General features: G+C 65.9%; 11 protein-coding genes and 1 tRNA gene. 5 read left to right on the forward strand and 7 right to left on the reverse strand.

Features of this window, described 5'->3' with window-relative positions:
* Nucleotides 1-16 precede the first annotated feature (16 nt).
* On the reverse strand, nt 17-952 hold the full coding sequence (locus ACGRVM_RS01855; protein ID WP_377169263.1) for an ABC transporter substrate-binding protein: 936 nt from the start codon (nt 950-952) through the stop codon (nt 17-19).
* A 219-nt stretch (nt 953-1,171) separates the two neighbouring features.
* Between ACGRVM_RS01855 and ACGRVM_RS01860 the strand changes: the two genes are divergently transcribed.
* From ACGRVM_RS01860 to ACGRVM_RS01870, 3 genes are all read left to right on the forward strand, one after another.
* Nucleotides 1,172-1,948, forward strand: coding sequence for a DeoR/GlpR family DNA-binding transcription regulator (locus ACGRVM_RS01860; protein WP_377169261.1), 777 nt, complete (start codon nt 1,172-1,174; stop codon nt 1,946-1,948).
* On the forward strand, nt 1,945-2,724 hold the full coding sequence (locus ACGRVM_RS01865) for an inositol monophosphatase family protein (RefSeq protein WP_377169258.1): 780 nt from the start codon (nt 1,945-1,947) through the stop codon (nt 2,722-2,724). The genes ACGRVM_RS01860 and ACGRVM_RS01865 overlap by 4 nt, the downstream gene beginning before the upstream one ends.
* A gap of 67 nt (nt 2,725-2,791) precedes the next feature.
* Complete coding sequence (locus ACGRVM_RS01870; protein ID WP_377169256.1) at nt 2,792-3,793, forward strand: GlxA family transcriptional regulator; 1,002 nt, start codon at nt 2,792-2,794, stop codon at nt 3,791-3,793.
* 49 nt (nt 3,794-3,842) lie between these two features.
* Here ACGRVM_RS01870 and ACGRVM_RS01875 read toward each other — a convergent pair whose 3' ends face one another.
* From ACGRVM_RS01875 to ACGRVM_RS01900, 6 genes are all read right to left on the reverse strand, one after another.
* Nucleotides 3,843-4,832, reverse strand: a complete 990-nt coding sequence (locus tag ACGRVM_RS01875; protein ID WP_377169254.1) for a C45 family autoproteolytic acyltransferase/hydolase — start codon at nt 4,830-4,832, stop codon at nt 3,843-3,845.
* Between the two features lie 7 nt (nt 4,833-4,839).
* Entirely contained in the window at nt 4,840-6,297 is a 1,458-nt protein-coding gene (locus tag ACGRVM_RS01880) for a biotin carboxylase (protein WP_377169252.1), read from the reverse strand.
* Nucleotides 6,298-6,333: 36 nt separating this feature from the next.
* Nucleotides 6,334-9,093, reverse strand: coding sequence for an aminotransferase class I/II-fold pyridoxal phosphate-dependent enzyme (locus ACGRVM_RS01885; RefSeq protein WP_377169250.1), 2,760 nt, complete (start codon nt 9,091-9,093; stop codon nt 6,334-6,336).
* A 97-nt stretch (nt 9,094-9,190) separates the two neighbouring features.
* A complete protein-coding gene (locus tag ACGRVM_RS01890) occupies nt 9,191-10,165 on the reverse strand; it encodes a carbon-nitrogen hydrolase family protein (RefSeq protein ID WP_377169248.1) in 975 nt (324 codons plus the stop codon).
* 143 nt (nt 10,166-10,308) lie between these two features.
* Nucleotides 10,309-10,383: transfer RNA gene (locus ACGRVM_RS01895), tRNA-Gln, on the reverse strand.
* A gap of 128 nt (nt 10,384-10,511) precedes the next feature.
* On the reverse strand, nt 10,512-11,021 hold the full coding sequence (locus tag ACGRVM_RS01900; RefSeq protein ID WP_377169246.1) for an SH3 domain-containing protein: 510 nt from the start codon (nt 11,019-11,021) through the stop codon (nt 10,512-10,514).
* 105 nt (nt 11,022-11,126) lie between these two features.
* On the opposite strand from ACGRVM_RS01900, the gene ACGRVM_RS01905 reads away from it, so the two are divergent.
* On the forward strand, nt 11,127-12,107 hold the full coding sequence (locus ACGRVM_RS01905; protein WP_377169244.1) for a 2-hydroxyacid dehydrogenase: 981 nt from the start codon (nt 11,127-11,129) through the stop codon (nt 12,105-12,107).
* Between the two features lies 1 nt (nt 12,108).
* The gene (gene ggt, locus ACGRVM_RS01910) at nt 12,109-13,842 is read left to right on the forward strand and encodes a gamma-glutamyltransferase (protein WP_377169241.1); all 1,734 of its coding nucleotides are present in this window, start codon (nt 12,109-12,111) and stop codon (nt 13,840-13,842) included.
* Nucleotides 13,843-13,913: the final 71 nt, after the last annotated feature.

Genomic DNA, 13,913 nt, shown 5'->3' on the forward strand with positions numbered 1-13,913 from the left:
TCAGGCTCAGGGAGGTTCAGTTGATCCAGCCATCCACCTTCTCGGCATTGTCGGTCATCCACGCATCCGCCACCTCGTCGATCGACTTGCCCTCGAGATCGACGGCCGAGACCATGGCGCCCATCTCTTCGTTGGTAAGCGTGTAGTTGCGGATGATCTCGGCGGCGCCGGGCCATTTCTCCTCGACGCCCGACCATGCGACCTTCCAGATCGGGCCGGTGGGCTTGCCGCAATCATAGGCGGCATCGGGGTTCACGCCGACCGAGGGGTCCTCGTAGCATTCCTTGGAATATTCGGGGAATTCGATGAACTTGCCCTCGTATTTCGCGGGCGCCCAATGCGGCGAGTAGAGCCAGAGCACGATGGGCGCCTCGCGCTGATAGGCCGATTCGAGTTCGGCGAAGAGCGCGGCGTCCGTGCCCGCATGGACCACCTCGAAATCAAGGCCGAGCGCTTCGACGCGTTCCTCGTCGAAGCCGCCCCACGTCACCGGCCCGCCCAGATAGCGCCCGAGCGGTGCCGTCTCGGAGGTGGCGAATTCGGATGCGCAATCGTTGAGCGCCTCCCAGTTCGGCAGGCCGGGGCAGCGCGCCTCCATATAGGCGGGATACCACCATTCCTCGATGGCGATCATGCCGCTCTCGCCCATGTTGACGACATTGCCGCTGGCCACGGCCTCGTCCATCGCCTCGCGGCCCGTCGTCTCCCAGATCTCCGACGCGACATGCAGATCCCCCGTCTTGAGCCCCGCGAATTGCGCGATGTAATCGGCCTGAACCAGCTCGACATTGTAGCCGGCCTTTTCGAGCACGTTCTTCAGAATGGTCGTGTTGACGATCTGGCCGGTCCAGTCATGCGTGGTCAGGCGGATCGGATCCTGGCTCTCGACGTCGGCGAAAGCGGGGAAGGCGGCAGCGGCGAGCGCGGCGGCGCAGGTGGCAATGCGTTTCATAAAATGGCTCCCATGTTGGTGGCCGCGCCTCGTTTCGCTGGGGCGGCTTGGGAAAGTGAAGCGCAGAAAACAACATTTCGCAACATAAATTGTGGAATTATGTTGGATATGGGCGGGGCTCATGCCAAGTTTGCGCCGACCGCCCTTGTATTTCGCGCTGCGTGCTGTATCGCGCGCTGGCCGAGGCAAGGCGGCGAAACACTCCCAAACGGTAGAACCATGGACAGCGCGCACCCGACCCACAGACAGCAGGAGATTCTCGACGCGCTGCGCCGCGCGGGCGGCTCGCTGCGCGTGGGGCGGCTCGCCTCCGATCTCGGCGTGAGCGAGGAAACGGTGCGCCGCAATCTCAAGGTTCTGGCCGAGGCCGGGCATGTCGACAAGATGCATGGCGGCGCGCGTCTGGCCGAGATGGCGGGCGAGGGCGACTTCCAGCACCGGCTGCGCATCGCGCCGGAGGCCAAGCAGCGCATCGCGCGCCATGTCGCGGGCATGATCCCCGACGGCGCGTCGATCTTCCTCGATGTGGGCAGCACCACAAGCTATATCGCCGACGCGCTGCGCGAGCATCTGGGGCTGATGGTCGTGACCAATTCCGTGTCGGTCGCCTACAAGCTGGCGACGCGGGGCGGCAACCGCGTCTATATGGCGGGCGGGGCGCTGCGCGCCCATGACGGGGGCGCCTTCGGGGCCGAGGCGATGGAATTCGCCCGCAATTTCAAGACCGATTTCGCGGTCCTCTCGACGGCGGGCATCACGGCGGAGGACGGCTTCATGCTCTTCGATCTGGAAGAGGCAAATTTCAGCCGCGCGATCCTCGGAAATGCGGCGCGGCGCATCGTGGCGGGCGACTCGGCCAAGTTCGGCGCGCCCGCGCCGATCACGCTGTGCGATCCGTCCCTGATCGACATCCTCGTCACCGATGCCGCGCCACCCGAGGCGCTGGCGCGCGCCGCGCGCGGCTGGTCGCTGCGTATCGAGGTGGCGGCGCCATGATGCTCGAGGAGATCGCCCGCATCGCCGCGCGCATCGCCGAGGAGGCGAGCGCCGTGCCCATGCGCCACTTCCGCCAAGGCGGTCTCGGGATCGAGATCAAGGACGATCACGACGCAAGCCCCGTCACCGTCGCCGACCGCGCGACCGAAGAGGCGATCCGCGCCGCGCTCGCCTCGGAATTTCCCGGTCACGGCATCTTCGGCGAGGAGTTCGGCACCGAAGGCTCGCTCGAGGGGCCGGCCTGGATCATCGACCCGATCGACGGCACGCGCTTTTTCCTGACGGGCTATCCGGCCTTCGGTATGCTGATCGGGCATCTTGTGGACGGCGTGCCGCAGGTGGGCATCGTGCGCATGCCGGCCCTGAACGAGACCTTCGCGGGCGTGCTGGGAGGGGGGGCGGTGCTGAACGGCGCGCCCATCGCCGTGCGCGCGACCCGCAGCCTCGCCGAGGCCCGGATTTTCATCAACGAGGCCGAGCGGATGACCGACCTCGATCCGGCGCTTTTCGCGCGGCTTTGCAGGCTCGGGCACACGCGGCGCGTCTCCTACGACTGCTATCCGCATGCGATGGTCGCGGCGGGGCAGATCGACGCGGTCACGGATATCGGTCTCGAGCCCTATGATTTCCTGCCTCTCGTGCCGCTGATCGAGGCGGCGGGCGGGATCATCACCGATTGGGAGGGGCGCGCGCTCTCGCTCGGCTCGGACGGGCGCGTGGTGACGGCCGCGACGCCCGAGCTTCATGCCGCGCTCCTCGACGTAATCGGCGGGTGAGGCCCCTCCTCTGGGCCTCGCCGGAGCGGCGTGATATGATGGGATCGCCCCAACCGCACCGAGCGACATGACCCATTCCGACTACATCCCGAAGGGCGCGGCCAGCTTTCGCATCGCGCGCGTCGCGGCGCCGCGTCTGTTCGAATTCGTGCTGCTCCCGAAGCTCACGATGCTTGCGCTGTCGGCGGCGATCGAGCCGTTGCGGGTGGCCAACCAGATCTCGCAGCAGGAGCTATACCGCTGGCGCACGATGACGCCCGGCGGCGCGCCGGTGCGCTGCTCGAACAATATCTCCATCGTGGCGGATGCGGCGCTGGGTCCGCCGGGGCGGGGCGCGCGCATCTTCATCTGCTCGGGCGTCGAGCCGGCCGAGACGGTCGATCCCGCAGTGGTCCGCTGGGCCGCGCGGCAGGCGGCGCATGGCGTGCCGGTGGGCGCGATCTGCACCGGGGCCTTCACGCTCGCGCGGGCGGGGCTTCTGACCGGGCGCACCTTCACCCTCCATTGGGAGAACCAGCCCGCCTTCATCGAGGCGCATCCCGATCTCGTGCCGACGCCCAACCTCTACGAGGTGGATGGCGAGTTGATGACGGCGGCGGGCGGGTCGGCCTCGACGGACCTCATGCTGAGCGTGATCGAGGATGATTTCGGCTCGGAATTCGCGCTCACGGTGTCGGACATGTGTCTGCATGGCCGCAGTCATTCGGACCACATGCCGCAGAAGACGGCGCATTCGGCAGTCATCGGGAGTCGCAACCGGCACCTCATCGCCGCGATGCGGCTGATGCAGCTCAATCTCGAGGATCCGTTGAGCGTCGAGGAAATCGCGCGCGGGGCGGGCATCTCGAAGCGCCAGCTCGAGCGCAGCTTCGTGCAGCATACCGGTCTCAGCCCGCGCCGATACTATACCGACATGCGCCTTGCGCGCGCCTATTCGCTGCTGAGCGAGACGGATTTGCCCATCGCCGAGATCGCGGCGGCCACGGGCTTCGGCGGCACCTCGGCCTTCGCGCGGGCCTTCCGGCTGAAATTCGACATGGCGCCGGGAAAATTCCGCAAGCGTTGGTAGTGTCTTGCAGGGCAAAGCTGATGTGATGCACGAGCTTTGACTTCCGGCCTTATTTCACCTGCGCCGTTCCCTCCGGCGTGTAGATGATCCGCGTATCCTCGCGGAAATCGTGCAGATCGAAGGGCCAGCGTGCATGCGGCCAGCAAAGCTCCATCTGGTGCTGCCGGGGCCTCAGGACGGCGGTGTAGAGCGTGCCGAAACCCTGATCGAACCGCGTGGAATAGAGGGGCGGGCGCAGGAAGGCGCCGATGAATTTCTCCTCGGCCTCGACATGGAGCGTGAGGCGCCTGAGCAGATAGCGCTCGCGCTCGACCGTCGCGGTGAACCGCGCGTGGCTCGCCCATTCGACGCGCTCCTGATGGTTCGTGGCGACCGCCTGATGAGTGATGACGGTTTGCCGGTCGGGCGCCATGAGCGCGGTCAGGAAGGTGCGCTTTCGGTCGAGCACGGTGACGTTGTAGCTCATGTGGGTGGGCACACGCGCGAGGACGCGGCCCGCCTCGGCGGCGGTCTCGCAGGTTTGCAGAACGTAGCGCAGGATGAGCGGCACGCCGAAGCCGTCCCCGACGACGCGCCGCCCCCCGAAGGTGAGCGAGACGGCGAGCCCCGCATCGTTGATCCCGTCCACCAGCCCCCAGAGCCCGTCCGAGGTGCCCATGACGGCGCGCCCCTGCCATTTGGTGCGCAGCGTCAGGCTGTCGAAAGCCTTGGGCGAGTAATCGTAATTGCGCACCATGACCGGCTCGGCCCCTGGCCAGATCGCCTGACTGCACGCCGAAAGATAGGGCGGCGGACAATAGAAGCTGAGAAAGCGGGCCGCATGATCGGTGCCGCCGGCCAGCTCGACCAAGTCCTCGTAGAGGGGCAGCATTTCGGGCATATGGGCGCGCAAGGCCTTGTGGCTGTCCCAGAAGCCCGGGCGTGCCTCGGCCCCCTCGCGCGCCCACCAGCGGTGATAGGCGGGCCAGTACTCGCGAAAAAGCCCGGCCCATTTCGGGCCGGGATCGTCCTCGGATATCGCGCGCCAGGCGAGCCTCATGCAAAGGCTACATGATCTTGAACGCGGGATCCGCAAGGGCGGGACCGGCCTCGGCGGAGGGCATGGGGCGGCCCTGCACACCCTGCTTGATGCCGTGGATCCAGCGCTTGGCCCGCTCGGTCAGCTTGAAGCCGTTCGTCATCGAGCGCCCGCGCGTCACCAGAATGCCGATATCGGCGCCCTCATAGCGATAATCGCCGGGTTGGAGGATGCGCAGGAAAAACGCCTCGTTCTCGCTCTCCACGGCGCGGCGGTGATAGTCGAAGCGGTTGAAATCCACGCTGCCGTCCTCGCGCATGCGGTAGATGCCCGTCTCGGGCACGTGGGTCGCGATGTCGACGGTGTCATCGGTATGCTTGATGACCATCTGCGACCACGAGTCGATCATCTTGGGATCGGCCCAGCGGCCGTTCAGCTCGTCCACGTCCAGCTTGAACTTCTTCTTGGAGAATTCGAGCAGGTGGAAAAGGAAGAGAGGCGCGTCGGCATGGGCGAAGGCCGCATGATTGGTCATGGACGAGCAGCCGGTGATGCGCGGATTGAGCTCGCCCAGCCAGATGTCGCCGGTCTTCTTGTCGATCAGGAAATCGAGCTCGAAATAGCCGCGATAGCCTTCCTTGCGAAGTTGCTCGCCGAACTTGAACGTGAGCTCTCGGGCCTTCTCGCGCACCTTGGGCGGAAAGGCGGTGGCGAAAATCTCGTTGCCGCACCAGCCGCCGCGATAGGGCGTCAACTCCTTGAAGCCGACAAGCTCGGTCATCAGCGGGCCGACGATCGTGCCTTCCTTGGTGGCGCAGCCCTCGATGGCCGAGCCGCGGCAGTCGATCCGCTTCATGATCTTGATCTCGCCCTCGCCGACGATCTCATGCTCGTGGCGGCGGAAATCGGCCTCGGACTTGATGAAGAAGGTGGTGTGCCCGCTGTCGCCATAGGCCGATTGCAGCACCAGATCATGCCCGAGGCCCGCCTTCTCGCAAATCTCGCGCAGGTGCTTGTAGCTTTCGACCTCGCTCAGCGTATTGGGCACCGACGGCACGCCCGCCTTGTTGCCGATCCGCACGGTCTCGATCTTGTTGTCCATCTTCTGGCGCAGCTTGGCCTTCGGGAACCACACATCCGCGCCCAGCTCCTTCGAGAGCCGCTCGGTCTCTTCGTCGAACATGAGGAAGACGAATTTGGGCTTGCCGCCGCGCCGCTTGACGAGGTCGATCACCTCCTTGTGCTGGAGAAGGTAATTGTTGATGTCCTCGATCGACTGGAATTCGGCATGCGGCTGCTCGGAGGGCACGAAGGTGTTCGGATGCTTGCCGCCATAGCAGTCGATATAGCAGATGTACTTGAAATTCTTGCACCATTCATCGAGGCCCAGCAGGTTGAAATTCGTGGCCGAGATGAAATAGATCGGATCCTCGTTGCGGTGAAAATGCCGGCGGATCTCCGAGATGTTCGCAAGTTCAGTAGCCATGTGTCTGTCTCCCTTGATCGTTTCTTTATCGTTGTCTCAAAGTTTGGCGCGTGCATCGTTGAGCTTGAGCCGCGCGGCATTCGCCTTGCCCTGTTTCTTCAGCGCGTCCTGCGTGAAGACCCGCAGGCCCAGATCGGCGCGGTAGCCGTGGATCTCGCTCACGTCGAGCGCGCGCATGAAGTCGAGGATCTCGGCGCTGACGACCTGGCCGGGCACGAGGATCGGAAAGCCGGGCGGGTAGGGGATAATGAACTGCGCCGAGACGACGTCATCGCCCGAGCGCATCGCCTCGTGGATCGAGCCGTCAAGCTCGAGATAGTCGCAATTCCTGTCGTCGTAGCTGAGAAAGAAGGCCGAGCGGATATCGCCCTCGGGCGTCTCGGCCTCGGAACGGAAGCTGTCGTGGAAGCGGCTGAAATCGGGCAGGGGCGGCAGATCGTCCATGAGGTTGGCCACACGCCGCTCGAAGCCGCGCCGCTCCATCATCGACGCGTCGTCCTGCAATTCATCCAGCTCGCGCGCGATCTCGACCAGCACCTCGATCAGATACGCGACCGAGGAGCGTGTCGTGCCGATATTGGTCATGAAAAGCACGGTGTTGCGCGACGTCTTGTTGATCTGGATGCCGTATTTATCCATCAGGATCTGAGTCTTGAACGTGTCGCCGTCCCAGCCGGTGCCGCCGACGGCTAGCGTCACGCGCGTGGCATCGAGCACGAATTCGTCGCTCTCCCAGCAGTCCCAGATATCGGTCCAGCCTTGCTGCGGGTCGTAATAGCTCGTCACGCCGCTTTCGCGGTGCTCCTCGGGGATCATGTCGCCCGCGGTCAGCACCTTGAAGTATTTCTGCAAGAGCGGATGGGTCGAGATCGCGCGCCGCATCGACATGGCGGCTTCAACCTGTCTTTGAACGAATTCAAAGCCTTCCAGCTCGACTTGGCGGCGCCCCACGTCCAGTGACGCGATGATCTGGTAATTGGGCGAGGTAGAGGTGTGGGTCATGTAGGCTTCGTGAAAGGCCGCTTCGACCTCGCCCTTGAAGTCCTGGTCATGCACATGGATCATCGAGCCTTGGCGCAGCGATGTCAGGGTCTTGTGCGTCGATTGTGTCGCGTAGATGCGCACGCGCGCATCCGGCGGGGGCAAGAGCCGCGTGCTCAGCCACGCTTCGTCGCCCTTGCCTTTCAACTCCGCCTGCTGGGCCTCGTAGGCCTTGACATGCGCCTCGCTGCGCAGCTTCTCGCGCAGGTTGTTCGCCGCGTTCATCGCGGTGCGCTGTCTGTAGGTGGGGCCGAAACGGGCGAAGGCGAACCACGCCTCGTCCCAGAGAAAGACGAGGTCGGGCTTGATGGCGAGGCATTCCTCCATCACACGCTCGACATTGTAGACGATGCCATCGAAGGTGCAGTTGGTCAGCAGGAGCATGCGCACGCGGTCGAGCTTGCCCGCCGCCTTCAGCTCGAGCAGCTGCTTCTTGATGTCCTTCAGCGGCACCGCGCCATACATCGAATATTCGTTGAGCGGATAGCTGTCGAGATAGCAGACCTGCGCGCCCGCCAGCACCATCCCGTAATGGTGCGACTTGTGGCAGTCCCGATCGACCAGAACGATATCGCCAGGCCGAACAAGGGCTTGCACGACGATCTTGTTGCAGGTCGAGGTGCCGTTCGTCGCGAAATACGTCTGTTTCGAGCCGAAGGCGCGGCTGGCGAGGCGCTGCGCTTCCTTTATGGGGCCATGCGGCTCGAGCAGGCTGTCGAGGCCGCCCGAGGTGGCGGAGGTTTCCGCAAGGAAGATGTTCGGGCCATAGAATGCGCCCATGTCCTGGATCCAGTGCGAGCGGCTGATCGACTTGCCCCGGCTGATCGGCATCGCGTGAAAGACGCCGGTGGGCTGCTTGGAATACTCGACGAGCGCGGTGAAGAAGGGTGTCTTGAACCGCGCCTGCACGCCGCGAATGATGTTGAGATGCAGCTCGAGGAAGTCCTCCTGATTGTAGAAGACGCGGCGGCAGATCCCGAGATCGAGCCCCGCGATATCCTCGACCGAGCGGTCGGTGATGAGATAGGCATCAAGCTCGGGGCGCACGCGCGCGATCATGCGGCAGAGCGCGGGGCCGTAATTGCCGGGATCGAGCTCCTCCAGCGCCTTGGCGCCCCCCGCGCGGTTCAGATACCGCTCGAGAATGGGAAGAACCAGTTTCGACTCGAGCGTGAGGCCCGGCCGCACCACGATGGCCTGGATGTTGTGGTTGAAAAGAACGCCCATGAGCGCGTCCTGAAGGCTCGGCACGACGACCGGCTCATAATGGAAGGGATCCTCGGTGCGGCGCATGCGCTGGAAGTTGGATTTCAGCCAGCGTTCCTGATGCTCGTTGAGATTGTCGACGACGAGCACCTCGAAATAGGGCTTGCTGAGCGCACGCGCCTCGAGCGACTGCATCGCCTCGTCCTCGTGATCGTCATTGTCGATCCCCTCGCGGTCGAGCGGGATGTGACGGCGGCGATAGGCGCCGCTGGTCAGGGCGCGCAAGATGCGCTGCACGGTGAAGGCCAGCTCCTCGTGATGACCCGCCTCGAACTGGCGGCGCAGGCTCTCGAAGGCCGTGGTGCCGGGAAAGGCCCAGAAGGTCTCGATCGGGGCGAGCTGATCCATCAGCTCGGCGATCTGCGCCTTCAGCTTCTGCGTGCCGCGCTCGCCGCCCGCGCGGGCCAATTCGCCGGCCGCCTCGCGCAGCGAACTCCAGCGGTCGGCGCGCAATTGGACTGCCGAGTAATAGTCTGCCATCGAGTGCATTTCAGTTCCCCGCGTTGGTGCGGGCGATCAGAAGCTGGCGGTGGTGACGGTATCGGGCAGGGTCTGATCGCCTGCTGTTATTGTCGTTATGGGCTTGTCAGTTGCTGAGCGGCGGCACGCCTCCGACCTTGATGCCGGGCACGGCGTGATCGGCCTCGTGCCGCCCGCGCGGCTCGCCCGGATCGGTGGTGACGCCCGCGCGCGCCGCACCTGTTGTGTCCTGCCCCGGTATGGCCAGCGGGCCAAGCGTGTGAAGATAGGCGTCGGTGCCGCTGCTCCGGTCGTAGACGGAAAAATCGACCTCGCGGTCACGGAAGCTTTTCAGAACCTGCCCCAGCCCCTTCATCCCGCGCTCGCGCTGGCGGCGCACATGGCTGAGGTCCACCTCGATGGGAAACATGTCCTCTTGCCCCGCCGACTGGTGCAGCACGGTCGAGGAGGGATCGACGACGCAGGACTTGCCCACGCCACCGGCGCCGAGCCCGTTCACGTCGAAGATGTAGCACTGGAACTGCGCCGCCGTCGCCCGCGCGATCGAGAGCTCCGCCTCGCGGTCCGTGGTGCCGGTCAGCACGGGGTGCAGCAGCACCTCGACGCCTTGACTGGTCAACTGGCGCGTCGTTTCGGGAAACCACATGTCATAGCAGATCGAGAGGCCGAAGCGGCCCACATCCGGCACGTCGAACACGCAGAACCCGGTGCCCGCATCCACCCCCGCCTCGTAGGGGCGGAAGGGAAACATCTTGCGGTAATGGCAGACGATCTCGCCGGCGGGGTCGATCACCGTCGAGGTGTTGAAGATGCGCCCGTCTTCGGCGGTCTCGAACATCGAGCCGGGGATGAGCCAGACATTGTGGCGCCGCGCCGCCTCCTGAAACCGCTCGACCGTGTCGTTGCGCAGCGGCAGCGAAGACTTGGTCAGCGGACCGAAGGGCGCAAGCTCGGAAAAGAGCACCATCTGCGTCCAGGGAAAGCGCGCCATCAGCAGATCGAGACGGTGGATCATTCCGTCCACATTGGGGTGCAACGCGTTCACGTACATCTGAACACCTGCAATCGCGAATGGCGTCATCTAGAGGATACCCTTTGCGTTTCGCATGACCGGACCGCCAGCTTACGCCGACGTTTTGCTAAATAACAACAGGGCAGATAGGCCGTGCGTTCCCTTGACGTAAGGTCAGGGGCGGGTGCGCGAGTGCGGAAACAAGGATGAAATGGCTGGGGTGGTAGGATTCGAACCTACGATACACGGTACCAAAAACCGATGCCTTACCGCTTGGCTACACCCCAACTTGGCGTGGGTGTTAAACCGAGCCGGATTGGGGCGCAAGACCTCTCGGCGAAAAATTCGGCGGAAATTTTCGTGCGCTGGAGGGAGGGCGGACGCGGGCGAGCGTCATGCGCTCCCGCACCCCGTCTCAGTCCAGGATCTCGTCCGGGCCGACGCCCCAGAGCGCCGATTTCGGCACCCATCCGTCGTAGCCGCCGACGTCGAGATGGCACCAGTCCTTGGCGCATTCGTCGATGCGCGCGATCACCCCGAGCTCGAGCTGCGCGACGACGAGCGAGTCGGGGTTTGGCATGGCGCGCATCGGCTGCATGTCGCGCTCGACGATGACGGTGCGCACGCCCGACAGGAGCGAGTAATGCATCCAGCCGCCCGCGCCATCGCGGTCCTGCACCCGGCGCCAGTGGCCATGCTCGGCGGTGATCTCGAGCGGTGTGTCGCGGCGCTTGAAGATCCAGTCGATGCGATGCGTGCGGCTCGGCCCGCGCCGGGCGTTGCCCTCGGCGGCCTTCATCGACACGTAGCGCGGCAGCGGCAGGTTGGTGACGGGGCCGACCGGCCCGCGCTCCTGTGCGGCCGCGCCGAGGGGCAGTGCGGCGCAAAGGGCCAGCACGATTGCGATGCTCGGGATCCTGTTCATCTCGGGAATTCTGTCCGTTCCACCCTGCGGGGTTCTTGTGCCTCGCCCGTTCCTGCGCCACCATGCCATCTCGGCGCGGAATATGGAAGATCAAGGAGGCGCTCCATGCCATCTCAACGACCCAGTGTCGCAGTGACGCGGCGCCTGCCGGAGCCGGTCGAGGCGCGGCTGTGCGAATTGTTCGACACGCGGCTGCGCACGGACGACACCCCGATGAGCCGCGAGGAGCTGGCCGAGGCCGCGCGCAGCTGCGACGTGCTCGTTCCGACGCTGAGCGACAAGGTCGATGCGGGGCTGATCGGGCAGGCGGGCGACCGGCTCAAGCTGATCGCGAATTACGGCGCGGGGGTGGATCACATCGACGTCGCCACGGCGCGCCAGCGGGGCATTCTCGTGTCGAACACGCCGGGGGTGTCGGCGGATGATACCGCGGACATGGCGATGGCGCTGATCCTCGCCACGCTGCGCCGCATCCCCGAGGGTCTGGCGATGATGCAATCGGGCGCCTGGGACGGCTGGTCGCCCACGGCTCTGATGGGCGGGCGCGTCTCGGGGCGCCGTCTCGGCATTCTGGGCCTCGGGCGGATCGGGCAGGCGGTGGCGCGGCGCGCGTCGGCCTTCGGCATGCAGGTGCATTACCACAACCGCAAGCGCCTGCGCCCCGAAACCGAGGCGGCGCTGGGGGCGACATGGTGGGAGAGTCTCGATCAGATGGTCTCGCGTATGGACGTCATCTCGGTCAACTGCCCGCACACGCCTTCGACCTTCCATCTGATGAACGCGCGGCGGCTCAAGCTCATGAAGCCCGAGGCGGTGATCGTGAACACCTCGCGCGGCGAGGTGATCGACCAAAACGCGCTCACCCGGATGCTGCGCGCGGGCGAGATCGCGGGCGCGGGGCTCGATGTATACGAGGACGCGGCCAATCCGCGCCTGCGCGAGCTCAAGAACGTGGTGCTCCTGCCGCATATGGGCTCGGCCACCACCGAGGGGCGGATCGAGATGGGCGAAAAGGTGCTTTTGAACATCAAGACCTGGGCCGACGGGCATCGCCCGCCCGATCAGGTCGTCCCGGCGATGCTCTGACATGCGCGCGCTGCTGATCCTCCTGGCCTTCTGGGGCGCGGGCGCGGCGGCGCAGCAGGCCGCCGATGCCGTCGCGCCCGAGCAGGGCGCCTTCGAGCGCAGCGCGCCCACGGCCCCCGTCGAGGCCGAGGACTGGATGATCGTCACAGCGCACCCGCTGGCCAGCCGTGCCGGGGCGCGCGTTCTGCGCGAGGGCGGCAGCGCGGCGGATGCGATGGTGGCGGCGCAGCTCGTGCTGGGGCTGGTCGAGCCGCAAAGCTCGGGCCTCGGCGGCGGCGCGTTCCTTGTCTGGTACGACGCGCGCAGCGGCGCGCTCACCACGCTCGACGGGCGCGAGACGGCGCCGCAGGGCGTCTCGCCGACGCTGTTTCAGCAGGGCGGCGCGCCGATGGGATTCTTCGAGGCGGTCGTGGGCGGCCGTTCGGTCGGGGTGCCGGGCACGCCGATGCTTCTGGCCGAGGCGCATGCGCGTTGGGGGCGGCTCGACTGGGCCGATCTCTTCACCGAGGCGCAGGACCATGCCGCGAACGGCTTCGAGGTCAGCCCGCGCATGGCGGCCTCCATCGCCGCCAATGCCGACACGCTCGATCGGTTTCCCGCCACGCGCGACTATTTCCTCCCGGGCGGGCGCGCCTTGACGGCGGGCGAAAGGCTGAGCAATCCGGACTATGCCGAGACGCTGGCGCTCTTCGCCACCGAGGGCCCCGCACCGTTCTATACCGGCGAGATCGCCCGCAAGATCACCCGCGCGGTGCAATCGGCGCCGGGAAATCCCGGCACGCTCGGCCTGCTCGATATGATCCTCTACAGCGTCAAGGAGCGTCCGGCGGTCTGCGCGCCCTATCGCGGCCATGGTGTCTGCGGCATGGGCCCGCCCTCGTCGGGCGCGCTCGCCGTCGGCCAGACGCTGGGCGCGCTGGCCGCGTATGATCTGGCCGCGCTCGGCCCCGATGCGCCGGACGCGCGGCGCCTCATCGGCGACGCGAGCCGGCTCGCCTTCGCGGACCGGGGCCGCTATGTCGCCGACCCCGATTTCGTGCCGGTCCCGACCGAGGGGATGCTCGATCCGGCCTATCTGGCCGAGCGGGGCAAGCTGCTGGACGAAGGCCGCGCGCTCGAGACCGTGGCGCCGGGACGCCCCGAATTCGATCACGCGCTTCTCTGGGCCGACGGCCTCTCGCCCGAACGTGCGTCCACCTCGCACATCTCCATCGTCGATGGCTACGGCAACGCGCTCTCGATGACGACGACGATCGAGAACGCCTTCGGCTCGCGCCTCATGGCGGCGGGGTTCCTGCTCAACAACGAGCTGACGGATTTCAGCTTTGCGAGCCACGAGGACGGCCTGCCCATCGCCAATGCTCCGGCGCCGGGAAAGCGCCCGCGCTCGTCGATGGCGCCGACGATCGTGATGAAGGACGGCGCACCGCGCCTCGTCCTGGGCAGTCCGGGGGGCAGCCGCATCATTCCCTATGTCGCGAATGCGATCGTGGGGCATCTCGACTGGAGCATGGATGTGCAGGAGGTCGCGTCGATGCCGCATGCGGTGAACCGCTTCGGCACGTATGATCTGGAAGCGGGGACCCGCGCCGAGGCGCTCGCCGGCCCCTTGCGCGATCTTGGCTACGAGGTGGAGCTGCGCGATCTCAATTCCGGGCTGCACATCATCGCCATCGGCGAGACGCTGACGGGCGGGGCCGATCCGCGCCGCGAGGGGCTGGCTATCGGCGACTAACATGCGCGTCGCCGCCGAAGCGCCATGCGGGTATCCTCAAATTGCCGTTCTTTCCGGTCACGATCGACACC

The sequence above is a fragment of the Roseovarius aquimarinus genome (genome assembly GCF_043661195.1).
GTDB lineage: Bacteria > Pseudomonadota > Alphaproteobacteria > Rhodobacterales > Rhodobacteraceae > Roseovarius > Roseovarius aquimarinus.